This window comes from Paenibacillus macerans, from assembly GCF_900454495.1.
Lineage (GTDB): Bacteria > Bacillota > Bacilli > Paenibacillales > Paenibacillaceae > Fontibacillus > Fontibacillus macerans.
Genome location: NZ_UGSI01000001.1, coordinates 100055 through 126508, shown reverse-complemented (window position 1 = coordinate 126508; position 26454 = coordinate 100055). Strand labels below are relative to the sequence as shown.

The following is a 26454-nucleotide window of genomic DNA, read 5'->3' as shown; positions in this document are numbered from 1 at the left end:
TGCCAAAACCAATACGGATTCCCATCTCGTTACTTTTCCCGTTCAACGCATGGCTCCAAAAGGAGAAATTCTTATTTATAATATATGATTTAAGGCCGTTCGTCAAATCTCGTATTTATCCAGCTGATCGAGGAAATTGCGCGATTTCAGCTTAAGGCCAAGCTGCATGTCCATAAAGGCCCGCATTACCGTTTTCAGTTCCTGCTTCGTTTCATCCTTAACGTTTGCGTTGCCGAGCCTGCGCAAATCCATTTTTTCGAACAGCGACAATAGCTTGTAAGTACCGGGCGTCACTTTCATCGCCGCCGGGTCTTGGTGCCGGCAGCCGCTGCACAGCTTTCCGCCCAAGCGGGGGCTGACATACAGCGACTCATCGGTTCTCCCGCAGGCAATGCAGCTGGCGAAAGAAGGACCGTAGCCTGCGGCCTGCAGCATTTTCATTTCGAACAAATGGGCGACGATTTGCGGGTCCTTCCCGGACGAAAGCGCGTCGAGACAAGCTTTTAATTGCGTGAACCAAAAGCTCCCGACCTCCTCGTCCTGCAAGGTCCGGTCCAACAGCTCGCAGACATAAGAAGCATAGGCCGCCAAAAAAAGGTCCTCACGCAAAGAAAAGTGAGATTCGATGATCTCACCTGAATTCAGCGTTCCGAGCCCGCCGTTTTGACGGAAGAACACATATTCACCGTACGTAAAGGGCTGGGTCAGCGCCGCATGCCGGCTTTTCACCTTTTTGGCTCCGCGCGCCAGAACCCCTACTTTACCGTGGCTTTCCGTGCATAAAGTAATGATTTTATTGCCTTCACCATAATCCATGCTGCGGATGACGATTCCTTCCACCCTGTAAAGCATGATATTTCCCCCAAACCGTCCTGGCTGCTTCTCCCCGATTCTTCGCTCCGGTCACTCGGCCTCTTCTTCCAAGACCAGCTCTTCGGCCGCGGCCTCCTCGTCGGAACTGCCGCAGGCTTCTTTATACAGCAAGTAAGCATCGACATCTCCAGTCATCACAAAATACTTCCACGAAAAATCTCGCATTCGTATTCATCCTTTCTTCGGAAATGACGCCTGCATCTTCAAAGAATAGGATGTGCCGAAGGACCGGAACTATGCGTTGCAATAACTCCCAGTATAGAATACGCCGGACTTAAGCACAGGCTTAAGCGTCCTGGTGGAAGCCGAGATCCCGCAGAATCCGCTCCTGATTGCGCCAGTCTTTTTTGACTTTCACCCACAGCTCCAGAAAAATCTTCGAGCCCAGCAAATTTTCGATATCCTGGCGGGCCAGCTTGCCGACTTCCTTAAGCAAGGCCCCCCGCTTGCCGATGATGATCCCTTTTTGCGAATCGCGCTCGACGAAAATGACGGCCGAAATATAGACGACCCCGTTCTCCTGCACGCGCATGTCTTCGATCGTCACCGCGATCGAGTGCGGAACTTCCTCGCGCGTGAGATGCAAAATTTTCTCGCGGATCAACTCGGCGCACACAAACTGCTCCGGATGGTCGGTCACCTGATCCTCCGGATAATATTGCGGTCCCTCCGGCAAATACTTGCCGATTTGCTCGATCAGCGTGTTTACGTTGTTGCCGAGCTTGGCCGAAATCGGCACGATTTCCGCAAACTCGTACAGCTTGCGGTATTCCTCCATGATCGGCAGCAGTTGCTCCGGCTCGACGCGGTCGATTTTGTTCAGCACGAGAATGACCGGCGTTCCAACGCCCTTCAACCGTTCGATGATAAAGCGGTCCCCGCCGCCCAAACCTTCCGCGACGTCGACGAGGAACAGCACCGCTTCCACCTCTCCCAGCGTGTTCAGCGCCGTCGTATTCATATAGTCGCCAAGCTTCGACTGGCGTTTATGGATGCCGGGGGTATCCAAAAAAACGATCTGCATCGATTCCGAGGTGTACACCCCGTGGATTTTGTTCCGCGTCGTTTGCGGTTTGTCGGACATGATGGCGATTTTTTGGCCGATAATGTGGTTCATCAGCGTCGATTTGCCGACGTTCGGCCGTCCGACGATCGCTACGAAGCCGGATTTGAATTTCGCTTTTGACATAAGCCTGTTGTTCCTTTCGTGTAGTGACTTGGCAGTGACTTGGCGGGTTACTTCCCGGACTCCTCCAAATGCGAAGGAGCAAAGGCGTACGGAAGCAGTTCGCGAACCGTCGTATGGCGGACATCGCCCCGCAGGTTGCCGAGAATGACCGGCATGTCCGGACCGCACAGCTCAAGCATCACCTGGCGGCAAACGCCGCAGGGAGCGACGGGGTCGTCCGTGTCCGCGACGACGGCGATCGCCTGAAAGCTGCCGGGACGGTGTCCGTCAGCAATGGCGCGAAACACGGCCGTGCGCTCGGCGCAGTTCGTCGGGTTGTAGGCGGCGTTTTCGATGTTGCAGCCGCGATGCACATGTCCGCGCTCATCGAGCAGCGCCGCGCCCACGCCAAACCCCGAATATGGGATATAAGCCGCTTTACGGGCCTCTATAGCTTCTTGAAGCAGTTTTTCGTAATCCATAACCATATCATCTCCTTAAATGAACAAGATAACAAGGCCCAACACCAAAAACAGCGTTTGACCAAGCGATCAGGCGCACATCTTCAGGTTAACCTGTTCATCCTTCAAGTGCGATGCTACTTGGACCGAAGGGCCCCAGGCAAGCGGGATGCCGCTGAATATCAAAGCAGGAGTCCGCCGATAAGTCGGCGGCGCTATTTGGTATTGCACCGAGAAAACCGGCAAAAACCAGGCTGTCCGAGAAATTCCGGCGAAAAACATAAGGGCAAAAAAGGGCGTTATTTCAGCGGTATCCGTCCATTTGAGAGAAATAGAGGAAATTCAAGTCGCTATTTGCTCAAATCGTAAGGAAATACCCATGTTTGGGACTATTCATAGGTAAATAAGGACAAAAAATGTCGCTAATGGGGATCAATATGCTGCGACTCCGGATAATAAGAACACAAAGTTCCGCTATTTTGAAGGGCGGAGGGTTCGTCGTTCCAGTTGCCGTCTGGTTCTGGCTCTAGTTGCCGGTGTCATGCGCCGATTTCTAGGTTTCAGCCGAACAAAGCGTGAAACCAGGCTATAACCGGCCGGTAGAAGATCAATACCCCGATCACGACGGCAAACACCGCCGCAGCCAGCACTGCCCCGGCAGCGGCATCCTTGGCCAGTTTAGCGAGAGGATGCCGCTCCGGGGTGATGAGATCGACCGCCGTCTCAACGGCCGTGTTCATTAGCTCGAGCGATATCACCAAAGCGATCGTCAGCAGCAGGACGGCGATATCGCGGGGCGGAAGCCGAAAATACAAGGAAGCCGCGATCACGAGAACGGCGGCAAAACAGTGAAACCGCAAGTTCCGCTGCGTCTTCAGCGAAGCCGCAATCCCTGCGAACGCATACCGGAACGAAGCGCCCCACCCGGCTTTGGGCTTCATCAGCGGGTCAGCCCCACCTTGGCCAGAGCCGCTTCCTGCTTGCCCATCATTTCCGCTTCGCTCGCCGCATCCTGATGATCGTAGCCAAGCAAATGCAAAAACCCGTGAACGAACAAAAAGCCGATTTCGCGTTCGATGGAATGCCCGTATTCTTCGCTTTGCGCCTTGGCCTTCTCGACGGAAATGATGATGTCGCCGAGCACGTCGGTCAAATCGTCCAGTTCCTCATCTTCTTCAAGCTCGTAAACGATTTCCGGCTCCTCGTCCAGCGACTCGTTCATCGCAAACGACAGGACGTCGGTCGGGCGGTCGATCCCGCGGTAATCCCGGTTCAGCTCATGGATCGCGGCATCGTCCACGAACGTCAAAGCGACTTCCCCTTCGGTAATGCCCTCCGTTTCTCCCGCGATCTGCAGCACCCGGTCAAGCAAATCGATCAGTTCCTGGCCGATCTCCATTTTATCTTGCTCATTGCTCCAAGCCAGTTGTAGGCCCATTTACGCCCTGCCCCCTGTCCTTCTCTTCATTCTTGTTTTCCCGGCTTTTCTTGATTTCCTCCGGATATTCGATCCGGGAATGGAAGATCCCCATGACGGTTTCCTTCAGCGTTTGGGCGATGATATCCAGCTCGCGCAGCGTCAAATCGCATTCGTTGAACTGGTGATCGTCCAGCCGGCTTTTGATGATTTTCTCGATCATCGATTCAACTTGTTCCACCGTCGGCTTACGCAGCGAGCGCACCGCCGCCTCCACGCTGTCGGCGATGCCGACGACGGCCGCCTCCTTGGACTGGGCTTTGGGCCCCGGATAGCGGAAATCCTCTTCGGTGAAGTCGGGCTCTACCCCTTGCTCTTCAGCCAGGCGCAACGCCTTGTGGTAAAAATAATGCAAAAAGGTCGTTCCGTGATGCTGCTCGGCGATATCGCGAATCGGCTTGGGGATTTTATATTCCTTCTGCATTTCCGCGCCGTCCCGGGCATGGGCGATAATGATCGATTTGCTCAGTTTCGGATCGATGAAGTCATGCGGATTTTCCATATTGTTCTGGTTCTCGATAAAATAACTTGGCCGCTTCGTCTTGCCGATATCATGGTAATACGACCCGACCCGGCAGAGCAGCCCGTTGGCTCCGATCGCCTCCGCGGCCGCCTCCGACAAATTGCCGACCATGACGCTGTGGTGGTACGTTCCCGGCGTTTCCGTCAGCAGCTTGCGCAGCAGCGGGTGGTTCGGGTTGGACAGCTCCACCAGCTTCAGCGCGGACAAAATGCCGAACGTCACCTCGAAAAACGGCATCAAGCCGATGACGAGGATCGTCGTTAACAGGCCACCCGCCACGGCAAAACCCAAATCGTACAGCGTGCTGGTTTGCGTCCAGTCGTTGTTGTCAAGCAGGGTCAGCGAAAAGACGGCAAACGAACCGAACAGGCAAATCATAATGCCCGCTTTGAGCAGCGTCGACCGCTGGCTGGCCCGATGAATGGCGAAGATCGAAGCAAAGGAGATGACCAGGGCGAAAAAACCGAACTTGAAGTCAAAAATCTCCCCTTGATGCACATTCAAAATGATGCTCGCCAACACGCTGAACAGGATGGAGCAAATATAAGCCAGCGGCACTTCCAGCAGCAGCGTGATCAGCATCGCCCCCGTGGCGATCGGCGCCAGATAGCCGATGTACGGATGCTGCTCGTCTTGCAATAGGTTGATGACATGCATCGAAACGATCGTAATCAAAATAATCATCAGCAGCATGACGAATTGGGCGTTGTTGTATTTAAACCGGCCGGTTCCTTCCGAATGGCGGATATACATAATCAGCCCCGTCGCCATCAGCAGGGACAGCAAAGTCAGGCCGAACTGCGGCGAATAGTCGACCTCGTCCTTCAGCAGCCCGTTTTTCTCCAGCAGGGTATACATTTCCTCGGTGATTTTCTCACCCTTTTTAACGAGGACGTCCCCTTGCTTGATATATACGGTAGGCGTATTTTCGCGCGCTTCGACCTTGGCCGCCTTCGTCGCTTCCTCATCGTAAAACTTGTTGGCCGTAATCGACAGGCGCGCCAGTTCCTGCACAACTTCCCGGGAGGTCCGCTTGCTCAGGGAACTCGTGCTGACCATTTCCGCCACCTTGGTCCGGGCCGTTTGAGCGTCCACGATCGAATCGGCCGTCAACCGGGCCACGATGTCGGCCGCCACCGGTTTCATTTCGTTGATATCTTCGGCGGTCAACCGCGGAATTTTGATGAACGTTTCCTCGGAAATATGATATTGCTGTTCATCGATCCGCTGGGTGACTTCCTCAAACAAGGTCGCCGAATAAGCGCTATTGTTGCGGTTGTTCATAATAAAAGTTTGAACGTAGTCCTTAACGCGCTGCGGCAGCTCTTCGCGGTAAATTTGGATTTTGTCGTCTTCGGACACCTGATCGTCCTGATTCAGCCGGAAAATCCGGTCCAGCAGCTGGCCGACCAGCGCTTCATTGCGAAGCGGCAGGATCGTATAAACTTGTCCGACCTTCTCGGCCGCGTCCTCCTGGGCCTTCAGCGTCGCTTTGGTGTCCGGGATGTCCATCGGCGCCAGAATCTCTTTGTCGCTGGGCAGCCCCACGGCGATGTCATAGGTTTCGGGCAGCAGTTTGGGCGCCATGCCGGCATACAGCATAACGACAAGCACCACGTACAACAAATAACGCACCGTTGTGCTATGTTTCCATCCCGCAAAGGTGGATTGAAACGCGCCTTTATTTTGCTGATCGTTATTCGTCATAAAGACAGCCCTCCTGCTTACCCTTGATTTTCAGCAGCACGGTCATATGCAACAATGATTTTCTGTACCAGCGAATGGCGGACAACGTCCGATTCGGCAAAATAAACGAAACCGATCTCCTCGATGCCGCTTAAAACCGCTCTGGCTTCCACCAGTCCCGACTTCTTGCCTTTGGGCAAGTCGATCTGCGTAACGTCTCCGGTAATGACCATCTTGGAGCCGAAACCAAGGCGGGTCAGGAACATCTTCATTTGCTCCGGCGTCGTATTTTGAGCCTCGTCCAAAATGATAAACGAATCGTCCAATGTCCGGCCGCGCATATACGCCAGCGGCGCGATCTCGATCAAGCCCCGCTCCAGCGCTTTGGCCGTTTGCTCCGGCCCCATTACGTCATAGAGCGCATCGTAAAGCGGCCGCAGGTAAGGGTCCACCTTCTCCTGCAGATCGCCCGGCAAAAAGCCGAGGCTCTCTCCGGCCTCCACCGCGGGCCGGGTTAAAATGATCCGTTTGACCGTTCCTTCCTTCAGCGCCGCGATCGCCAGCACGACCGCAAGATACGTCTTCCCCGTACCGGCCGGACCGACCCCAAACACGATATCCCGTTTCTTGATCGTCGTGACGTAATGCTTCTGTCCGATCGTTTTGACGCGGATCGGCTTGCCCCGGTAGGTGACCGCAATTTCGCCTTTATATAGATCAAGCAGTTGATCCGCCCGGAAATCCTTGGCGAGTTCGATCGCATAGAGGACGTCCCTTTCGGTCAACACGTACCCGTTGCGAATCAGTTCAAGCAACACCTCAAACAACTGCTCCACTTTCTCCGCCTCATGCTGCTCGCCGCGGATCGTAATTTCCGATTCGCGCAAAACGACGCCTGCGCGCAAATGCTCTTCGATTAATTTCAGGAACGCGTCTTGGGGTCCAAATAAAGCAAGGCCTTCCCCCGCGCTCTGAAGCGGTAACTTGATGCTCACCAGTTGTTCAGACAAATAGCCTCATTCTCCTTGATCTTGTACTATCGGAAGTTCTTCCGCAATGTTTTGCTCTACTTCAAAATGCACTTTCATATAAACTTTACCATTGTCTGTGTTCTCATGCAAAATTTTTTGATTCATAATGACGCTGTCCACGCCGTATTTGGCCAAAATATCCCGTTTCGCCCGCTCGATTCCCTCCTGCTTGGCCTGCTCCGCGGTCCGTTTCCATTCCATGTCCGTCGTTTCCAGCACCTTTTCGGTCATCCAGCCGATCGGCAGTTTGAACTTCCTCCAGGTGAGCGGATCAAGCTCGGTCAATGTCTCCGACTGCTTGAACGGAATTTTGCCGTAACCGGTGAGTTGGATCGCCGTATTTCCGAAATACAGGAACCCCCGCTGCTTTCGTTCCCCGGTGTACACTTTCTGTTTATGCAAAAGCGGAACCTCGATCTTGTATTCATGCCACACGATGCCGCGCACCACGCCTTTGGAGACGACGGCCTTCCCGCCTTGGAAACCGGATACGAGCACCTGTCCTTTTTTGACCCGGTCGTTTTTGCCCACTTCCGGCTGGCCTTTTTCCGCGTATATATGGGAAACGACCGCATCGCTTTTGCTGACGAGATGGCGCGGGCTGAGCAGCGTTTGTTCCTTCGGCTTGGTCGCCTCCACCACCTGAATCGTGATCCGCGTGCCGGTCCGGGAGACGCCGACCCAGGAAGTCCCCGGAAGCTTGCGCGTCAACTCCGCCGACAGCTTGTCCTGTTTGGGCAGGCGAAAAATCCACTGAAACGGATAAAGCCCTTCCTGCTTGGCGGCGGCCAGCACGTCCTCGGTGGCGATTTTTTCGTTGCCCTGGACGTTGATGTCCCATACCAGCGAGGATAAACAAAAGATCGCCGCGATAAAAAAGGCAAAGCCGGCGATAAACGCTTTTCTTTTCCGGACCCGCGTCAAAATAAAAGGCAGCCCTGACCGTCCTTTGACCGACATCCGGCAGCCTGTCCGTTTTAAAAAGGGACGCAAGCGAAAAAAATCGGAAAGCCCCACTTTCATTTCCATTTGTCCTCCCGGCAAAGGCATTACGTCCCAGACCTCGATGCCTTGTCCGGCCAGCTCGTTGACGAGCTGTTCGATCTTCTCCCCGCGGACCAGGATGGTGACGACGCCGCGCAGCTTGGTGATGGCCGGTGATCTCACGTTTTACTCCTCCATTCCTCGATATTTAATGCCGAATATTCGGCCCTCAATAACCACTTCCTCGGGCATGATCGCTTTGATGACCAGCTCTTTGCCCTCTACCTCCAGAGTGCCTTGGCTTAGCGCCAAATGCAGCTCCTCGGGAGAAAAGTTGACGACGCCCCGGTGATTCTCTATGTACAGCTGCTGACCTCCGATCAAGGTGAGCCTCGGCAAATCGTATACAAGGTCGCTGGGCAGGTCGAGCGCATCGACCGTCCATTTGCGGATTTTGCGGACAAACCGGCTCATATGAGGCAATCCTCCTTCCCCTACTGTACAAATTATGCGGGGGTCCGCGGATTTATGAAAATGGAAAAAATCCCGCCCTCGCCAGGAGAACGGGATTAAATGCGTGTTCAAACAGCCCGGCTTTTTCAGCACCGGCCAACATAATGAAAAAACACCCTCTACATCGTCTATAACGTAGAAGGTGTTCGTCTGTGAGTTATTGCAAAAGCTGTTGAACCGCCTGGTTTACGAGCTTGCCTTCTGCCCGGCCTTTGACCTTCGGCATGAGCGCGCTCATCACTTTCCCGATATCGGCTTTCGAAGAAGCACCGGTTTCCTGGATGGTCTGCTGTACAATGACTTTAATTTCTTCTTCGGTTAGCTGTTCGGGAAGGTACTCAGCAAGGATCTCCGCTTCCGCTTTCACTTGTGCGGCAAGATCGTCGCGACCCGCTTTTTCAAATTCTTGGAGGGCATCTTTGCGCTGTTTGATTTCACGACTAAGGATATCAAGCACTTCATTATCGTTCAAAGTTCTTTTCAAATCTATTTCAAGATTTTTCATCGTAGCGCGAACCATTCGTATGGTGGAGAGCTTGAACTTGTCTTGATTCTTCATCGCTTGCTTCATATCTTCGTTCAATCGCTCGCTAAGATTCATAGCAGCTAAATCCTCCTAAAACTTTCTCTTACGAGCAGCCTCGGACTTTTTCTTGCGCTTTACGCTTGGCTTTTCATAATGCTTACGTTTCTTCACCTCAGCCAATACTCCATCTTTCGCGATGGAACGTTTAAAGCGACGAAGTGCAGCATCAATTGTCTCGTTTTTGCGAACTTTAGTTTCAGACACCAGTTTTCCCTCCCTCCGACCAGACCGTCCAAGAGCATAACACGGTTCATCAAACTTCATTATAGGGGAAAGTGAAATAGAGTGTCAACCTTCTAAATGCCCTTTACAGCGCATGCGAGTCGGAAGATTGTGCCAAAGCCCCCAGCTTCGCACCGCCAAGCAGATGGTAATGGATATGCTGCACCGCCTGTCCGCTGTCCGGGCCGCAATTGTTGATCAAACGGTAGCCGCTTTCGGCGACGCCAAGCTGTTTGGCGACGTCCTGGGCGATCCGGTGCATTTCGCCGATCAGAACAAAATCCTCCGGAGCGACCTCGTTCATCGAACCGATATGCTTCTTCGGAATGATCAGCACGTGCACGGGCGCGGCCGGCTGAATATCGCGGAAAACGAGAAACCGCTCATCTTCGTAAACTTTGCTGGACGGAATCGATCCTTCTACGATTTTACAGAACAAACAGTTGTCCATCTTGATCCTCCTAATTTCGGTTGTCATTTCACGATAAATCCATCATACCGAAAAAAGGCAAAAAAAAGAAGCACCCTGCTACTCCTATAAGAGTCGCTGGTCGCACGGACGTATTGGACGGAAAAACAGGAATCTCTCCTCACCAATACGTCCGGCGGGGTGCTTGCAAAGTGATGTCGGCTTAACTGTAGTATAACAGCGGGGTGTTACTGTATCTGTGATCTGTATCACCTAAAAAATGATTTTCCCTTTACTTACACAAACTGTCTTGTATCATTATTTCTTCCCATTCGTCTGCACCGTCTTGAAAGCCTGATAGTCAGGAACCTCACCAATCCGGTAATGAAACGTGCGCTCCATGTCAACAGCGGCGCAAAGCACCAATCCACCAGCAAATAACACAACGATACTTGAGGCATTACGCTCAAAACCGGCCAGTCGGATCGCTTCATCCAGCGGCATGGAGAGCAGATACAAGGCCAGGATGCCGGCATAGCACAGTACAACCACCACATTCAGTGCAATCAGCACTTTCCACAGATTCCAATTTTTCTTAAGCACCACTAGGCCACAATCGAGGCTGCAATCGCCGCAATTTGAAAAATAACAAGGCCCAGAACAGGTCTAGTCGTAATATCCACGCTGGATTTCAAGAAGAGCACCAGGATCTCCCACTTCTGGTCTGCTGTTTCACCTGCCTTTAGTGCCGCAGCGGCCCCTCGAACTTGTTGCTCGCACCGTGGAATACCGTTGCCATGCGCCAGCTCCAGCCAAAATACGGCAGCAATGCCCCTGCAATTGTACATATCATCATACGCGGTATCCCATAGATTCATCTGCTCCGGACATCCTCCTGCGCCCGTATCCGTTCATTCTCCCGGTATGCGCGGCGCCCAATCATGAAGAATAAGGCGTAAAACAAAGCGATCAAATTATGAACCAGCCAGAAAATCAGAATCTGCCAAAAGGTTGTATTTACGATCTGGAAATCAAACAAGGCAAACAGAATCGGAGACAAGATAAAGATCAGCCGATTGAAAAAAGACCACCAGTATAAAAAACTGCTCACATAGGTCACTCTTGTCCAGAAAGGAAGTTTTCTGGGGAGGGGTGCACGCGTATTTTGCAAACTCTGAATAATGCCCCTCGCCCAGCGAATCCGCTGTTTGATCAATGTTTGGAATCGTAGTCGCCGTCTGCTCTACGGCTTGAACCTCCTGCGTAGCATACGTAATATATCCTTCTTGCTGCAGACGGATGCTTGTCTCAAAATCCTCCGTAATGGTGTTCAGCGGGAATCCTCCCATATCCACCATCCCTTGCCGGGAGATCACGGTGTTACTGCCCGTATACGCAACCGCATTGCGCAGAATATTCACCTCGCGGGAAATGAAGTCCTGTTCATTCGGGATTCCTTGCTCTGCATACAGATTGAACTGGAACAGATCCGGGTTATAGAAACTTTGCGGTGTCTGAACCAGTCCCAGTTTAAAGGTTGGATCATCTCATCCTTGCGGCGGAGCCGCCATTCTCCATTTTCTTCGATATAACATTGCAAAAATGAAGGAGGTCATCCGGTTGCCCAGCAAGGACTTCGGTGGGATTCCTCCCTCGCTGGAGTTCCTTACGCCAAGAACCAGTGATGGCGTCTAGCCTCCACAGCAGGACGGTATACATCCTCTGCAGCATGGCGTAGTAGGACACAACCGTTCTCATGGAGTTCCTCGAAAATCGACTGGTATGCTTCATCAGATCCATCGTCCACAATAACGATATTAGTCAAGCCGTATTCTCGCAATTGCTTTACGTACCTAATCATCCTACATAAGCTCCAATTCGACATATTTTCACAAATTCTTTCTTTGAATATTGAGGGTATACCATCGAAAGGGTTGGCAGTAAACGAATAAACCGTAACCTTTTTGGTAAAAATTTCGGCTGAAATTTTACATAAAAACAGCTCGTTTTCGCCTCTGTTTGAAGAGTGTAAACTACCCTTCATTTCTACCATAAATGGAGTCGATTGGTGGTATGCTGATGAGTAACCAAAGCCCCTCCGGATTACGGAGAGGCTTCCTGTGGATGAGTCTTAATCATCTCTATTTATTACTATTTCGGGCTCTATCTTGAGCCCCTACTAGCTTCAGTCTGAACTAAATTTTTAGAATTAGTTGATTAATATTTTTGGTTGTTCATTTGCAGGCCCTACAATCGTGTTTCCGCCGAAACTGAGATGCTGACCATACTTCTCTACTATAAAGTCGTTAAACGATCCGTCTGTATCCACTGTGGCAATGACTGTGGGAGCCCCTTTTTTGGTGAACGTCATTTGGTCCTTGTCCCATGCATTTGTCCCTCTTGCTCCCTTATATCCTTTCAAATCCAGATTTAGCATCGTTTTTGCATCTCTCATTGCATTTTTCATTAATGTATCCAACGTCAGCTTCTTGATCTTTGCATCTTTCGCTTTTTCTTTCTTCTGGAAGTCTTCGTAATTATCTATGTTTTTACCATTACTTTGATGTACGCCTGCTTGGAGCAGTTCCAGCGTTTGATCCTCAATTGCAAAGCTCACATCCATTGTTTTTGATTTATACTTATATTGATACACATTCGGTTTGCCATCAAGGACAAACACACGATCCAACTTAGCCCCCTGCTTGACCTTTCCATTGGTAAGCTTGGATAATACCTGAGCAGCCTTTTTCTGCACGCTTGCCGGGGCAGCGTCAGGTGCATAATTGACGCCATGTACCTCGCCATTCTCTTCCATATAAACTTGTTTATTTTGTTTGGCATTCGATGAGATTGTACCCACCAGGTAGATTGACTCTGAGATGCTGACATACTTTGGTGTTTCCCCTGGGAACAAAGCTTCCCACGTTTCCTTCAGTTTGGTTTGATATTTTCCGCCGTTTAGATCTTCATAATTGATGTTAATACCGATATTTTCGAGCTTTCCATTCTTTTTATAAGTAATAATATCGTCCTTGAAGTTCTCTCTTTTAAAACTCACAATATCTTTCATGGCCGTTCCCTGAATTAACGTATACGTATTTCCTGTTAGCTCTTTAAGTTTATCCTGAGCCTGCTGCATAAGCTTCTCCTCAAGCTTAACATCTTGTGAAGCGTTGATATTCACCTTGTTAGGTGCATCTGCCTGAACAGGTGTTTGGCATCCCAGCAGACTTCCTGATAATAAAGCGACCCCGATTATAGGAATAATTTTCTTTTTGTTCATGTTTATAAACTCCTTTACTTTGCTATCTCATGGTTTTACTGAAATATAAGTTCATCTCCAAGCTGCTTTTCAATACATATCAGTCAATTAACAATTTGAGTTCTTCATTTGGGGGACCTACGATGGTCATTCCGTAAAAATCGATTTCCTGATTATACTTATCAATAATAAAGCTGTTAAACGATCCGTCTTTGTCAAATCTAGCAGTAACTGAAGGAGCCCCTTCTTTGGTGAACGTCATATGATTCTCGTCCCATGCATTTGTACCTCTTGCTCCCTTATATCCTTTCAAATCCAGATCCAGCATCGTTTTTGCGTCTTTCATTGCGTTCTTCATTAAAGTGTCCAATGTCAACTTCTTAATCTTTGCACTCTTTTCTTTTTCTCGTTCCTGAAATGCTTCATAATTGTCTACACCTTTACCATCGGTATGATATACATCTGCTTGGAGCAGTTCCAGCGTTTGTTCTTCAATTGCGAAGCTGACTTCCATAGCTTCTGATTTATACTTATATTGATACACATTTGGTTTGCCATCACGGACAAACATACGATCCAACTTGGCACCCTGCTTGACCTTTCCATCGGTAAGCTTGGATAATACCTGAGCAGCCTTCTTCTGCACGCTTGCTGAGGCATTGTCAGGAGCATAATTTACGCCATAAACCTCGCCATTCTCTTGCATATAAATTTGCTTATTTTGCATAGCATTCGATGAGATTGTACCCTCATAGTAGATTGACTCTGAGATATTCACATATTTCGGTTCTTCCCCTGGGAACAAAGCTGCCCACGTTTCCTTCAGTTTGGTTTGATATTTCCCACCGTTTAAATCTTCATAATTGATTTTAATACTGATTGTTTCGAGCTTTCCATCAGCTTTATAAGCAATAATATCGTCCTTGAAGTTCTCTCTTTTAAAATGGATAGAATCTTTCGTAGCCGTTCCTTGAATTAACGTATACGTATTTCCTGTCAATTCTTTAAGTTTAGCCTGAGCCTTTTGCATAAGCGTTTGCTCAGATTTAGCATCTTGCTCAATGTTCACATCCACGTTGTTATACGTATTAGCTTGAATCGGTGTATCATATCCAAGCAGACTTCCTGATAATAAGGCTACTCCGACGATAGGAAAAATTATTTTTTTGTTCATATTAATAACTCCTTTATTTTTTATTTTGCTTACCCACAGCTTTTTAATGAAATGCTTCAGTCACGTTGAAATGAATCTATAGAAAAACAGCAGTCATCACCCCCCCTCTCTGCCTTAGACCGAGCAGCAGCACGTTCAACTTGCTAGGCAATACAGCTTGAGCCATTTTAATTCAGCCTGATCTCTGCATTCCTTGGTTAGTCCGTTCCTATTTCAGATAGCTGCTTTAGCTCAATTTTAATTGAATAGATCGTTCCTTTAGAGGTGAATAGCACAGTCACGTCTGGAGAACCTGCTTTGGTGAAAGTTAATGTATCAAACCGGTATTCAAGTTTGGATACGTTATAATCAGCCAAGTCCAAATTCATCCATACTTTAGCTTGTTTCACTGTTTCCTCACGGATCTTGTCCAGCTCAATTGCTTTTGTTTTCTCGACTAAATCATGATATTTATTTTTATCATTCAATTTATTAAGTTGATCCGACAACGGAAAAGCTACAATCCTTGTGATCTGATTCGTATTTTTTTGTACATCAATGAGGACAGAACCCTTGTTTGTGTTGTACACGAACTTATACACCGGGTTTTGATTGGGCCTTAAGATCATTTGACTTACTGACCGTTTACTTTGTTTAAAATCCCCAACTTTATGAAAAGCTTGGTCCGCTGCATCTTTTGCTGCATCTGGAACCTGGTTCTCTCCAATCGTTTGTTGCGCATAAAACCAGTTACCTTGGTCAAATTCGATCGATCTGTTATCGTTGCGCGCCTCTATATGAAATGTGTTCGCACGATATTCGTACACGATCACTTCATTAATTCCTTCTCCCTGAGGAAAAATCTCATTCCAAGCCCTTTGCAACTGGCTTTTAAACTCTTGGTCCTCAATGTCATCAAAGCGAATCATCCCCGTATGAAAATGCTTGTTCCCATCCAAATCTCGCGCATAAAGTGTATCCACCTTCTCATTTGGATTTATTTTCATTTCTTTGACAAAAGGGTTGATATATTCAAGCAAGGATAGCCGCTCTATAGTTTGAGCCATGACAGGAGTTAGAAACACACAAAAAACAACCAATGCCGCTGCGATGACTCCCACTCTTCTTGTGAAGACTGGCTTTGGGGGTGGCACGCTTTTTGATTCAAGTTTTTCTACAATCTGTTGACTAATGCTATGCTCTGGCGTCTCCGTATCCCGAATCATTTGCTCCACCTGTTGAATACTTAGAGTTTTAGATGGATTTGGTGATTGACGCATTCACTCTTCCTCCTTCATTAACTTCCTTCGTCTGCAGTTTTTTGCGAAGACGTTCATACTTTTTGCGCACAGTTGCTGGTTTCATATTCAACATTTCACTAATCTCGTCAAAGTGATATTGATGAATCGCCCGGAGAACTAATATATGTCTCTCTTCGATCGTCAGTAAATTTAGAAAATCCTTCAGTGTAGTTTGACTGTCTATTTGCTGAGTCGAGGTCTCAGGCTGATCATATTTATAACGATCTATAAAACGAAGCCACCTTTTTTTGCCCCTGATTTGATTCAGACAGTAATTGTAAGCAATTTTGTACAGCCATGCCGAAAAACTCATATTTGGACGATACTTATGTATCTGTTCATACACTCTAATAAAAATTTCTTGCCTAGCATCCTCGGCTTCTTCCTTGCTTTTGAGCATATGGTAACAATAGATATACATTGGTTTTTCAAAGTTTCTTATAATTGACGCGAAAGCTTCCTTATCACCAAGCTTAGTCCTTTCAATCAGCATCTCAATTTCTTCTGAGTTTGATTTATACTCTCTGTGCTGTCTATCCAAAAATCATCCCTCCCCCCTCCTGGCTTTACTCTTAATACACCAATGCAGCTCATTTTGTGACAGCAACATCAAAAATAATTTGGTAACATCATCGACCTTGAAAAAATGAAAAAGAATATTTACGGGTATAAAACACTATTATTTCTCGATGTGATTCCCTTCATTGAATCACAAAAATAAAAGAAGAAAAACACAGCCTATAAAGGAAATAGCACTCTTCCAGATAAACCTTTTCATAACTCAAATAACGAGAGGTTTAAGTATAGAAGGGTGCTTATATCCCCATACAGATGTGTTTTCCTGTCTTACGATAAGATATGAATACGTTCTAAATTATGAAGCTTTAGCTGCACAAGTGTACTTCTGCATCTTTGCCTGCGGCAGAAACCGAGCCTGCTGCACCGCATAGCTGAGTAAGTAATAATGCAGCAGCAGCCACCCGAACGGTGCTTTTCCCCAAAACGTTTTTCCAAGATATGAGTAAACATAACCCCTCTCCAAATTCAATAAAAGAGTTGTCGTCTGCGATCAAAATGCGAATTTTCAATGCCCTTGCCCCTTTTTCGCCCGCTTTATGTTACAGTTTGACGGCAACGCCGCTGTCGAAGAAAAACAGCCACTTCTCATCCACCGGCCGGCCCGTAATCTCTTCCACCGCCTCAGCGTACAGCTCCAGCTGAAAGCGGTACGATGCCGCCAATGCTTCGACGCCGCCGCGGTGATCGAGGACCCGGTCGCTTTTATAATCCAGCAAAATCACCTTGCCGTCTACCAAAAACAGGCAATCGACGATCCCCTGAATCAGCACGGTTTCTCCCTCCAACTGCAGCTCCGCCGGCGTATCGGCCTCCGTCCCTGCGGCTTCCAGCCCTCCAAGCTTAGAAGACGCCCGGGCAGCGGGCAAGCCATAGCTGAAGGGCATCTCGCGTTTCACCCAATCGGCCCGCTTGAGCAGCTCGCCAAGCGGGCTGTGGAGCAGCCCTGCGATTTTGGCCGGATCGATTTCCGCCGCCAGTTCGGCCGTCATAATCTTCCGCTCCACGAGCCGTTCCAATGTGGACCGGACGAGCGCTTCTCCGGGGCCGTCCGCAAACGGCAAATGCTGCATCAGCATGTGATAGGCCGTCCCCCGCTCGGCCGGCGTGGCCTTGCGCTGTTCCATGAAACGCGGGCGGCGCAAATGAAGCCGGAACTCCACCTCGTTCTCCGGCGTCTCCCGCTCTTGCCGCAGCGCCGCCTCGGCGAAGAAGTCGCGCGCGGTTTCCTCCGGCCGCGTCAACAGGGATTTCATTTCCGTCACCGACGTTTTGGCGGAAATCCGGCTGGCCGCGGCGTAAGAGTACGTCCAATCCAGCCGGGCAGCGACTTCCCGGCGCAGCTTGGCGTCGGCGGGAGAGGCGGGCTGTACCGCCGCCGGTCCGCCGGACAGCAGCGCCTTCAGCGCCGCCGTATCCGGCAAGGTCCCTTCCGGCCCCGCCGCCATCGCTGCCGCCGCCTCGGCGCTGCCGGTTTGGGCCACCTCCCGCGAAGAGACGAACGCGACGTGCCAATCGGAAGCGTCGTCCGGCAATGCAGCGGACGCCTGCTCGGGCAACCCGGCAAACCGCCGCAGCTCCGCAGCGCTCCGGTGGCGGACGATCGCCGGCCCGATCCAGTCGAGATAACAGCGGCCCCGGGCCAGCAAATAGTCCGGCAATTGTTCGTCCGCCGCTTCCAGCGCCGCCCCCCATACTTCAACGGTTTTGCGTAAATTTTTTACCGCGGAGACGAGCACCAGCTTGTCCTTCGGACGGGTCAAAGCGACGTACAGCACGCGCATCTCCTCCGCCAGCAGCTCCATTTGCGCGCGCCGGCGGATGGCCAGATTCGGCAAAGTCGGGTAGCTGACGCGGGTTTCCGCGTCCACGAATTTCGGACCGAAGCCCATCTCCTTGTGCATCAGAAACGGCGCATTCAAATCCTGGCGGTTGAACATTTTGGACAATCCGGCCACAAACACGACCGGAAACTCCAGCCCTTTGCTTTTGTGAATCGTCATGATGCGCACCGCGTCGCCCTGCTCCCCGGAGGCCGCCGCCGCGCCGAGATCGCCGCCGTTTTCGCGCAGCCTTTCGACATAACGCAAAAAGCGGAACAAACCCGGAGCCTGCGCGGATGTCTCGTACTGCCGGGCCCGGTCCAGCAGGGCCAGCAAATTGCTCTGCCGCTGCGCTCCTCCCGGCAGCCCGTAGGCCCAGTCCAAGTATCCGGTCTCGCGGTAAATCACGCGGATAAGGCTGCTGAGATCTCCTTCCCTGGCAATGTTCCGCCAGTCGTTTAACCGCCGCAAGAAGCCGTTCAGCTTATTCGTCAATTCCTCCTTGTCCGCTTGATCCGGAGACGCGCCCCCGTCCCCGTCGTCCGCGGCTTCCGCCCCGGGTTCCCCTGTACCGGCGCGGGCCAGAACGGCTTCGTAAAACCTTCCGCCCGGAGCAGCCAGCCGGATCTCCGCCAGCTCCTCCTCCGACAATCCGAACAAAGGCGAACGCAGCACGGCCGCAAGCGGGATATCCTGCAGCGGATTGTCCACCACCTGCAGCAAGGAAAGCATCGTTTCCACTTCCGAGGCCTGAAAATAACCCTGGCTCAGCTCCCCGTATGCCGGGATGCCTTCCAGGCGCAGCTCTTCTATCATCGCCGGCGCCCAGGATAATGTCGAACGCAGCAAAATCGCCATATCGCCGTAGCGGACCGGCCGCATGGCCTTCAGCTGCTTATCGTAAATGCGCAGCGGCGCGCCGCCGCCATCCAGCATGCCGCGGATGCGCGCCGCGATCGCGCGCGCCTCAAGGCGGACCGTTTCCTGCACGGCGGCTTCGTCCTCGGCGCCGTCGACCGCGCCGTCCGCCGCCGAAGCTTCGGCGCCGCCGCCCGATTCCCCGGCATCGGCGGCCTCGCCTGGCGCCCCGTTGTCCCGGTCGATCAGCAGCAGCTCGGGACGGTAATCGTCCCCCTCGCCGTCCGGGAAGCCGTCCCCGTACACCAGCTCGGCGCGCGAATCGTAGGCGATCTCGGCCACGCTTTCGTTCATGATTTGCCGGAACAGCAGGTTGACCGCGTCCACCACTTCCCGCCGGCTGCGGAAGTTGCGGGCCAAATCGATGCGCAGGCCCGCTCCGGCAAAATCGTCGCCGTAGCTCCGGTATTTCTCCAGGAACAACCCCGGTTCCGCCAGACGGAAGCGGTAAATGCTCTGCTTGACGTCGCCGACCATAAACCGGTTGCCGGGCGTCTCCCGCGAAATGAGCCGGACGATCGCTTCCTGCACGGTATTGGTGTCCTGGTATTCGTCCAGCAGCACCTCATCGAACTGCTGCCTGTATTCGAGCGCGGCCTCGGAGGGGCGCATTTCGTCCGGCGCGGAGTCCGGATGGCGCAAAATTTGCAGGCAATAATGCTCAAGGTCGGAAAAATCAAGCCACCCCTTGGCCACCTTTTCCCTTCGGTAACGTTCGCCGAATTCGCTGACCAGGTCGGATAACGCGCCCAGCAGCGGCGCCATTTCGCGCAGCTCCCGCAGGAACTCCTCGGCCGGACGGCCGTACAGCTGGGTGCGCAGATCCGCGATCGTTTTTTTCGCTTCCTCGCGCAGCGCCTTGACCCGCTCCTGCAGGTCCGGATCGGTTTGATCCTTTTTGCAGGGCTTCAGCTTGCCGAATTGGACCGTCTGAAAAACCTCATAAAGCGAAGCCCATTTTCCGGCGGCCACAGCCTCCTGCAGACGTTCCACAAGGGCCAGCTCCTCCTCCAGCGTCGCCGCGTACGGCTCGGGTCCGCCGGGCGCCAGCGCCAGCGCTTTGGCCTGGGACAGGAGCCCTTTGGCGCCTCCCAGCGTAAGCGCCGTATCCGCCAGGATGCTGGCGACCCATGGGGTATTTTCAAGGGCCGCAGCATCGGGGGCCGAGAATGCGGCTGAAGCCTGGCGCAGCCAGCCCTCCGGCCAAGGATGGCTGCGGGAGAATTCGTACAGCCGCAGCGCCAGGGCGAACACCGCGTCGTCGCTCCGCTCTCCGCCAAACAGATCGACGAGCGTGAGGAAAGGGCTGCCCGGTTCGGCGGTGCCGTATTTTTCCTCAAACAGCTGCTCCAGCACCTCCTGCCGCAGTAGGGCGGTTTCGCTTTCCGACGCGATCCGAAAGCCCGGATCGAGCGGAATCAGCGTATAATAGCGCTGGATTACCTCCATGCAGAAGGAGTGCAGCGTTGTGATCGAAGCGCGGCCCAGCATGGCCAGCTGTCTGCCGATTTCGGCGTTCGCCGGATCTTTGGCCAGCTCTTTTTCCAGCGCCTCCGTGATCCGCTGCCGCATTTCTGCGGCGGCCGCCTTGGTGAACGTGGCGACCAGCAGCCGGTCGACGCTAAGCGGCCGCTCCGGGTCCGTCAGCTTGCGGATAATCCGCTCCACAAGCACCGCCGTTTTGCCCGAGCCCGCCGCCGCCGCGACCAGCATGTCGCCGCCGGTCAGGGTGATCGCCCGCCATTGGTCGTCGCTCCAGATGCTTCCTTCCGGTTTGGCCGGGACCTTCATCATGATGACGCAGCCTCCTTTCCGCTTTCGTGGGCGCTTTTTTGCCCGCCTTCGCGTCCTGTCTCCATCCGCCGCCCCTGTTCCAGAAGCGTCCATATCTCCTGCTTCCCGGGTTTGCTCAACATTTGATAAGAGCTGCCCTCCAACGACTCCTCAAACCGGCAAACCGGCTTGTACACGCAATGCGTGCACGCCGTTTCCATCCCGATCCGGTACGGGGCGATCCGCACGTCCCCGTCGGTGATGCGCGTGCCGATCTCGGTGATCGTTTGCCGCACCGAGCGCAGCAGCGTTTGCCACTGCTCCGGCGCAGCCACCGAGGCGCTGCTGTAAAATCCGCCGTCCGCCTTTACCGCCACCGGCAAAATATCGGAGTACCCCTTTTCCAATTGTCCGTCCATTTTCGCGATGACGTCGCGATCCGCCAGCAGCAAGCCCTTCATCTTGAAGCGCTTGAGCAGTTCCTGATGGGCCTGTTCCGGGCTCATGCCGTTGCTGCTCTGCAGCAGGGGATTATGCACATGGAAGTATAAGGTGCCCGCCGGGATGGCCGGACGCCCCAGCCACGCCTCCGCCGACGACAACAGCACGTCAAGGTACGTCAGCATTTGCAGCGACAAACCGTAATACACCTCGTGCAGCCTTAGGTCGGTTTGGCTCGATTTGTAGTCGATGACCCGCAGCAGCAGGCCTCCATCCCCCTCGGCCATATCGACCCGGTCGATGCGGCCGACGATTTCCATGACGCAGCCGTTCGGCAGCTCAAACGTCAGCGGAGGCAGCGGCCGGCCCGGGCCGAAATCGAGCTCCAGCCCCACCGGCTCGAAGCTGCCCCGCCGCGCCTGCTCGCCCAGGATCAGCGACGCCCGGCCCACGATCGTTTTCAGCTTGCGGGATATGTAGCCATAACGCTTCGAGCTGAGCAAAATCTCGCCCTGCAGCTTCGGCGCCAGCTGATCCACGGCCGCATCCGCTTCGCGCAGGCACTCCTCCGGCGTCAGGGAGCCCCAGCTCCGGTTCTGCGCCTTGAACGTGACAGCCATCGCGCTCAGCGCGGCGTGGAACAGCTGGCCGATATCCGGCGCTTTCAGGCGGTACAGCTGGCGTTCCTTCAGCTTTAGCCCGTGGGAAGCGAAATGCGCGAAAGGACAGGCCGAAAATTTCTCCATCCGCGACACGCTTGTCCGCAGCCGTTTGCCGTACAACTTGCGGCTGGTCGCCGGAGTCAGTCCACGCACCCGGTTGCGGTAATCGAGCGAGCCGAGCAAAAGGGCGGTTCTTTCTTCCCACTCCGGCTTGCCTCTGTACCACTCTAGTACGCTCCACCACACCGGCGATACGGCTTCCCCCGCTTTCCACAGGCGCAGCTGCCCGATCAGCGCGGACAACGCCGGCCCGGGCCGCGACACGTACTGCAGCTGTGCTTCATCCTGGCCGGCCCCGCTCCCGGGTTCGGCAACGGCTGGCGGCGCCTGGCCAATAAACTGTTCCCGCAAATCCGGGAAAATCCGCCGTACATGGCGGATTACTTCGGAGGGCAGCAACGCCCCTCCATCTTCGTCCGCCGCCGCATAACTGATCCACAGCGACCGGCTGGGCAAAGTCAAAGCGCCATAGATCAAAAACCGCTCATCAAGCAGCTTACGGGCCACCCCGGGCGCGAGTTCAAGACCGATTTCCGCCAGCCTGAGGCGCTCCTGGTCGCTGAGCACGCCTTCTTCCTGCAATGCCGCCGGCATAATCCCTTCATTAACGCCGATCAGAAATAAATGCTTAACCGCCCCCGAACGCGTCCGGTCCGTGCTGCCGACCAGCACCTGATCCAGGGACGGAGGCACCAGCGACAGCTTGAGATCCTTAAGCCCGGTTTCCAAAACCCCGGCGAACAGCTCCAGCTCCAGCACTTCGCCGCCCATCATTTCAACGATCTGATCCAGCAGATCCAGTACCGCCCCCCAAAGCTGCCGATGCTCCATGGCCCGCTGGGGCTGGCCTTCTTGCAGCATCATGTGCGCCAGCAGATCCAAATGCCGAGCCGCTTCCGTGTCCTCAAGCAGCTGGTAGACGGCCGTGCACATCTCCGCCGCCGTCTTCGCTTTTTTAATCCGCTTCTCAAACGCCGCAAGCGGCTTCGCTACGGCCGCCCGGCATTGCTCCAGCATCTGAAGCCCCGCTTCCCCTTGGGCCGACGTCCGCCCCTTATCTTCGCCTTGTTCCAGCGACAGACTTGGCGCGGCTTTCCAAGGCCGCCCGTCATACCACCGGTAGCCCTGGATTCCGCTGGCGAGCACGTAATTTTCCAGCATGTCCATGTGCGCGCGCGTCAAGTTGCCGCCCGGCGGCAGCAAAAAACCGCTTTTGACGCAGCGGAACACGTCTTCATATTTCCAGTAACCGATCACGACATCCAGCGCCGCGCGGATAAATTCGATCAAGGGATGGTGAAGCATGCTCTTTTTCCGGTCCATAAAATAAGGGATGCCGTACTCCTCCATAATCGGGGCGATCAGATGATCGTAATCATCCAAATTCCGTACCAAAAGAGCCATCTCCCGCCACCTGACGTCTTCCTCGCGCGCCAGCCGCACCATCTCGCGGGCCGCTCCCTCCACTTCGGCGCGGCGGTTGCCAGCCCGGCGAAGGGCCAGCGCCCGCCCGAGATCCTTTGGCGCTGTGGTGCCGGGCCACGGACTGCGGCGCTCATATGCCGATTCCAGATAAGACAGCGTTTCGCTTTCGCGGAATCGCGGGATTGGCCGCCGGTCCACAATCTCCGTCCGCCCGGTTTTAACGCCGGCTTCTTCGGCTATGCGGAGCAGCTTGGTGTAGGCGACCGCCGGCCCATAAAACAGGTTTAATTCATGCGGCACCACGCCGTCGTCGTAAGGCCGGTCAAGCGTCAGCGCCACGGTGACGTTCGACGCGGCCTTAAGCAGGGCGCCGATCGCCGTGTATTCCTGAGGGGTAAACGTATGAAATCCGTCGATCCAGATTTCCGACCCGCGCAAATACGCCGATTCCGCCGCCCCTTCCGCCAGCTTGACCACATGATCTTCGTTATCGATATAGAGCTTGGCCAGCTCGGCGTCGAATTCGGCGAACAACAAGCCGAGGTCATGCATTTTATCCACCAGCAGCCGGGATTCTCCGGCGGCGGATTGCAAAAATTGATGGTGTTCCGGCAAATGGGAAAAATCCACATTGAATTTTTTCATTTCCGTATAAAGCGCGGCAATCCGGTCGATCAGTCCAAGCTGGTCTCCGCCGCGGCCGAACAGCTTCAGCTCGCCGCGGCGCCGGCGCAGGATTTTGTACAGCAGCATTTTTTTGCCCTCGTCGTTGATCGGCACCAGCGCCGCCCCGCCCGTCTCCTGCATAACGCGCAGCGCCAAACGGCGGAAACCGAGCACCTGGGTGCGTACGGTTCCCTTGAGACCCGGCGCGGTTACGATGCTCTGCTCGATCTGGAACGTTCCCTGCTCCGGAGCGAGAATAATCAGCGGCGGACCCGCGGGATTTTCCCGCAGCCGGGCGATGACCCGCTCAAGAATCAGGCTGCTTTTGCCGCTTCCGGAACGGCCGATGATGAACTGTAAAGACATGGGATCCCCTCCTACTACCACGGACGATTCGTTCAACCAACAGTATAGCATAGATGCGCTCAAACCTTCGCACCTGCTAAGTTGAACTAATGATTGTAACGGATTTTCCATTATTGAATGAAATAGTTGCAAAATGTACAGTTACTATTCGGAAATGCTGCCAAAGCGTTTGATTAAGTGTAAAACATGCAATTATTCCGTGATCTTTCAAAGATAAGCTTACAGTGACGAGGAAATAATTGTATGAAATGCAATTAAACGAATGATAAGGTAAGTGGATATAAAGTTAGTTGTATGATTGAGTCAATTTCATAATTCGATTCGAATATAGAGCTATAATTACCGAAAATAAAATGCTGCTTGTTTAAAAAAATACGGTTATGCTGCTTGAGGCAGGCGTTTATTCAACTTATCGAGTGCAAACTTGGTTAGGTTGTACGCAAGTATACTGAGTTGGAAGTCGACGTTGGCTCGGACACCGCGGTGACGTGTTCGTTTCAATCCATAGTAACCCTTGAGATAGGCAAAGACACGCTCGACAGCCGTTCGCTTTTTGTACAGTTCTTTAAACCCTTTGCTGCCTCTTGCCGGATAGGTGTGCTTACGCACGTCCGTTTCGATCCGAATTTTAAACACCTTTTGGCAGCCGGATTCCGCAAACGGACATTCCTTGCACTCGCTTGGACGGGTATACCGAAGTGTCTCATACTTGGGATCAAAGCTGTCGTACCGATAGGCGTGGCCTTCTTTGCAAACCGGACCATAATCAAGATTCATCCCTTCCGGCGGAGCCGTATGGTGGATGATATCAATGATCGGGTAAGCTTGGAGCGAACGAATCAACTCGTAAATGGGCGTGCTGTCGTAGCCTTTGTCCCCCAACCCATATTTCACCTTCAGCATGGGAAACTTAAGTGGAAGACCTTTGAGCAACAGTACAGCCATGCGTTGGTCGTTCAAATGAGCCGAGCTCAGTACCCCGCTGAGCACATACTGACTATCGGTATCCACTACGATGTTGGCTTTATAGCCATACCAGGTGGTGAGCTTGCCTTTCGAATTTTTCTTGGTGCAACGCGAAGCAGACCTGGGCATCGCTTCAAACAGCTCGTCGTAGGTGAAGGGCAACATGTTTTCTATTTTCTTTTCGAAAGGGGGCAGGCTCGCCTCGTATGCTTCCCGTTCTTTACGGCGGCGCTCCTTTTCTTCGGCCGAGCAATTTCCACGCCCGTAAACCGGCTTTGTCGGCTTCGTGGGTTCGGTCTCAGACACGGGGAGAACGGGCTCCATTTCGAGCTGTTGCACCGAAGATTCCTTCTTTTGCTTCTGTTTCCTTGCGGCTCGGCGTTTGGCAGCAGATTCTCCATATTGGCAGTCCCACGCTTCAACCGCCGAGGAATCGACGGCGATATGAGCTCCCGTTAAGAAACCCTCGGCATGAGCGGCTCTCACCAAACGGTCCAGCACCTGTTCGAGCAGACCCTTTTGCTGCAGCGCCAGATTCAGCCGAGAGTAGGTCGATTCGCTTGGTATACGGTCCGAGCCGGTGAACCGGCATTGGATGCGAAACTCCTCGCTGCTTTCCAGACGTTTTATGATGGAAGAGACGAATTCTATACCCTCCATCTTTGCGATGAGCAGCGAATATACCATGGCTGGATAATTTAATTCTTCCTTACGCCCGCGACGTTTTGGTTTGCTGAGTGCCTGCATGACTGGGGCAAGATCCAAATGCTCGAAGATTTGGCTGTACTTATCTTCGGGGCGCATTTCCATTAATTCCTCGAAGGAAAACAACTCCGTTTGGCGAATTGAATAGATAGGGATTACCTCCGTTTCTCTTTCTCGAGTTTGGTTTGGTCACTATTACTTCGAGATTTGGGGAGGTACTCCTTTTTCTATGCCCAAAAAATCCAGTTATATCAAGCGTTTTGAATTATGAAATTGACTCTGATTTGCAATTCATGGTCAGAGTGAGGCCAGTCAAGCACTCGTTTTGCCCGCCATCCCGCCATGCGAAATCAATAGGTTAAAATTTTACTCGTACTCCGTCTGTACAGCATCAACGGTTAAGCCGATTTTGGTTCTACGAAAG

25 protein-coding genes are annotated in these 26454 nt (G+C 52.6%); all 25 read right to left on the bottom strand.

The window, feature by feature from the left end; translation table 11 throughout:
- Positions 1-102: 102 nt before the first annotated feature.
- Positions 103-852 carry a DNA repair protein RecO gene (gene recO / locus DYE26_RS00560; protein WP_036621320.1) on the bottom strand — a complete coding sequence of 250 codons (750 nt, stop codon included), beginning with the start codon at positions 850-852 and terminating at the stop codon, positions 103-105.
- Between the two features lie 51 nt (positions 853-903).
- On the bottom strand, positions 904-1038 hold the full coding sequence (locus DYE26_RS00555; RefSeq protein WP_082207725.1) for a YqzL family protein: 135 nt from the start codon (positions 1036-1038) through the stop codon (positions 904-906).
- A gap of 121 nt (positions 1039-1159) precedes the next feature.
- The gene (era, locus tag DYE26_RS00550) at positions 1160-2062 is read right to left on the bottom strand and encodes a GTPase Era (RefSeq protein ID WP_036621318.1); all 903 of its coding nucleotides are present in this window, start codon (positions 2060-2062) and stop codon (positions 1160-1162) included.
- A gap of 47 nt (positions 2063-2109) precedes the next feature.
- The gene (locus DYE26_RS00545; protein WP_036621317.1) at positions 2110-2523 is read right to left on the bottom strand and encodes a cytidine deaminase; all 414 of its coding nucleotides are present in this window, start codon (positions 2521-2523) and stop codon (positions 2110-2112) included.
- A gap of 539 nt (positions 2524-3062) precedes the next feature.
- A complete protein-coding gene (locus tag DYE26_RS00540; protein ID WP_036621316.1) occupies positions 3063-3443 on the bottom strand; it encodes a diacylglycerol kinase family protein in 381 nt (126 codons plus the stop codon).
- Entirely contained in the window at positions 3443-3940 is a 498-nt protein-coding gene (gene ybeY, locus DYE26_RS00535; protein ID WP_036621314.1) for an rRNA maturation RNase YbeY, read from the bottom strand. Before ybeY ends, DYE26_RS00540 begins: the two co-directional genes overlap by 1 nt.
- Positions 3912-6209: an HD family phosphohydrolase gene (locus DYE26_RS00530; protein WP_036621312.1), complete on the bottom strand. Its 2298-nt coding sequence runs from the start codon at positions 6207-6209 to the stop codon at positions 3912-3914. The genes ybeY and DYE26_RS00530 overlap by 29 nt, the downstream gene beginning before the upstream one ends.
- 17 nt (positions 6210-6226) lie before the next feature.
- The gene (locus DYE26_RS00525) at positions 6227-7198 is read right to left on the bottom strand and encodes a PhoH family protein (RefSeq protein ID WP_036621311.1); all 972 of its coding nucleotides are present in this window, start codon (positions 7196-7198) and stop codon (positions 6227-6229) included.
- 6 nt (positions 7199-7204) lie between these two features.
- The gene (gene yqfD / locus DYE26_RS00520; protein WP_036621310.1) at positions 7205-8386 is read right to left on the bottom strand and encodes a sporulation protein YqfD; all 1182 of its coding nucleotides are present in this window, start codon (positions 8384-8386) and stop codon (positions 7205-7207) included.
- A 3-nt stretch (positions 8387-8389) separates the two neighbouring features.
- Entirely contained in the window at positions 8390-8677 is a 288-nt protein-coding gene (gene yqfC / locus DYE26_RS00515; protein ID WP_036621308.1) for a sporulation protein YqfC, read from the bottom strand.
- Positions 8678-8873: 196 nt separating this feature from the next.
- Entirely contained in the window at positions 8874-9317 is a 444-nt protein-coding gene (locus DYE26_RS00510) for a GatB/YqeY domain-containing protein (RefSeq protein ID WP_036621306.1), read from the bottom strand.
- A gap of 15 nt (positions 9318-9332) precedes the next feature.
- Positions 9333-9506 (bottom strand): 30S ribosomal protein S21, encoded by a 174-nt coding sequence (rpsU, locus tag DYE26_RS00505; RefSeq protein WP_005547957.1) that lies wholly within the window; start codon positions 9504-9506, stop codon positions 9333-9335.
- Positions 9507-9609: 103 nt separating this feature from the next.
- On the bottom strand, positions 9610-9975 hold the full coding sequence (locus DYE26_RS00500) for a histidine triad nucleotide-binding protein (RefSeq protein WP_036621304.1): 366 nt from the start codon (positions 9973-9975) through the stop codon (positions 9610-9612).
- A 276-nt stretch (positions 9976-10251) separates the two neighbouring features.
- A complete protein-coding gene (locus DYE26_RS00495; RefSeq protein ID WP_036621302.1) occupies positions 10252-10536 on the bottom strand; it encodes a hypothetical protein in 285 nt (94 codons plus the stop codon).
- 2 nt (positions 10537-10538) lie between these two features.
- Complete coding sequence (locus DYE26_RS00490) at positions 10539-10811, bottom strand: hypothetical protein (RefSeq protein ID WP_036621300.1); 273 nt, start codon at positions 10809-10811, stop codon at positions 10539-10541.
- Positions 10808-11044: a hypothetical protein gene (locus DYE26_RS33805; protein WP_036621297.1), complete on the bottom strand. Its 237-nt coding sequence runs from the start codon at positions 11042-11044 to the stop codon at positions 10808-10810. The genes DYE26_RS00490 and DYE26_RS33805 overlap by 4 nt, the downstream gene beginning before the upstream one ends.
- A complete protein-coding gene (locus DYE26_RS34760; protein ID WP_227872910.1) occupies positions 10965-11456 on the bottom strand; it encodes a glycosyltransferase family 2 protein in 492 nt (163 codons plus the stop codon). The genes DYE26_RS33805 and DYE26_RS34760 overlap by 80 nt, the downstream gene beginning before the upstream one ends.
- Before the next feature lie 686 nt (positions 11457-12142).
- Positions 12143-13216, bottom strand: a complete 1074-nt coding sequence (locus DYE26_RS00470) for a hypothetical protein (protein WP_036621291.1) — start codon at positions 13214-13216, stop codon at positions 12143-12145.
- Positions 13217-13295: 79 nt separating this feature from the next.
- Positions 13296-14369 (bottom strand): hypothetical protein, encoded by a 1074-nt coding sequence (locus DYE26_RS00465; protein ID WP_036621289.1) that lies wholly within the window; start codon positions 14367-14369, stop codon positions 13296-13298.
- A 197-nt stretch (positions 14370-14566) separates the two neighbouring features.
- Positions 14567-15628 carry a hypothetical protein gene (locus DYE26_RS00460; protein WP_036621287.1) on the bottom strand — a complete coding sequence of 354 codons (1062 nt, stop codon included), beginning with the start codon at positions 15626-15628 and terminating at the stop codon, positions 14567-14569.
- Positions 15603-16190 (bottom strand): RNA polymerase sigma factor, encoded by a 588-nt coding sequence (locus DYE26_RS00455; RefSeq protein ID WP_036621284.1) that lies wholly within the window; start codon positions 16188-16190, stop codon positions 15603-15605. Before DYE26_RS00455 ends, DYE26_RS00460 begins: the two co-directional genes overlap by 26 nt.
- 343 nt (positions 16191-16533) lie before the next feature.
- On the bottom strand, positions 16534-16737 hold the full coding sequence (locus DYE26_RS00450; RefSeq protein ID WP_082207722.1) for a hypothetical protein: 204 nt from the start codon (positions 16735-16737) through the stop codon (positions 16534-16536).
- A 30-nt stretch (positions 16738-16767) separates the two neighbouring features.
- Complete coding sequence (gene addA, locus DYE26_RS00445; protein WP_036621281.1) at positions 16768-20760, bottom strand: helicase-exonuclease AddAB subunit AddA; 3993 nt, start codon at positions 20758-20760, stop codon at positions 16768-16770.
- Complete coding sequence (gene addB / locus DYE26_RS00440; RefSeq protein ID WP_036621279.1) at positions 20757-24359, bottom strand: helicase-exonuclease AddAB subunit AddB; 3603 nt, start codon at positions 24357-24359, stop codon at positions 20757-20759. The genes addA and addB overlap by 4 nt, the downstream gene beginning before the upstream one ends.
- 378 nt (positions 24360-24737) lie before the next feature.
- On the bottom strand, positions 24738-26135 hold the full coding sequence (locus tag DYE26_RS00435; protein ID WP_155621591.1) for a transposase: 1398 nt from the start codon (positions 26133-26135) through the stop codon (positions 24738-24740).
- Between the last annotated feature and the right edge of the window lie 319 nt (positions 26136-26454).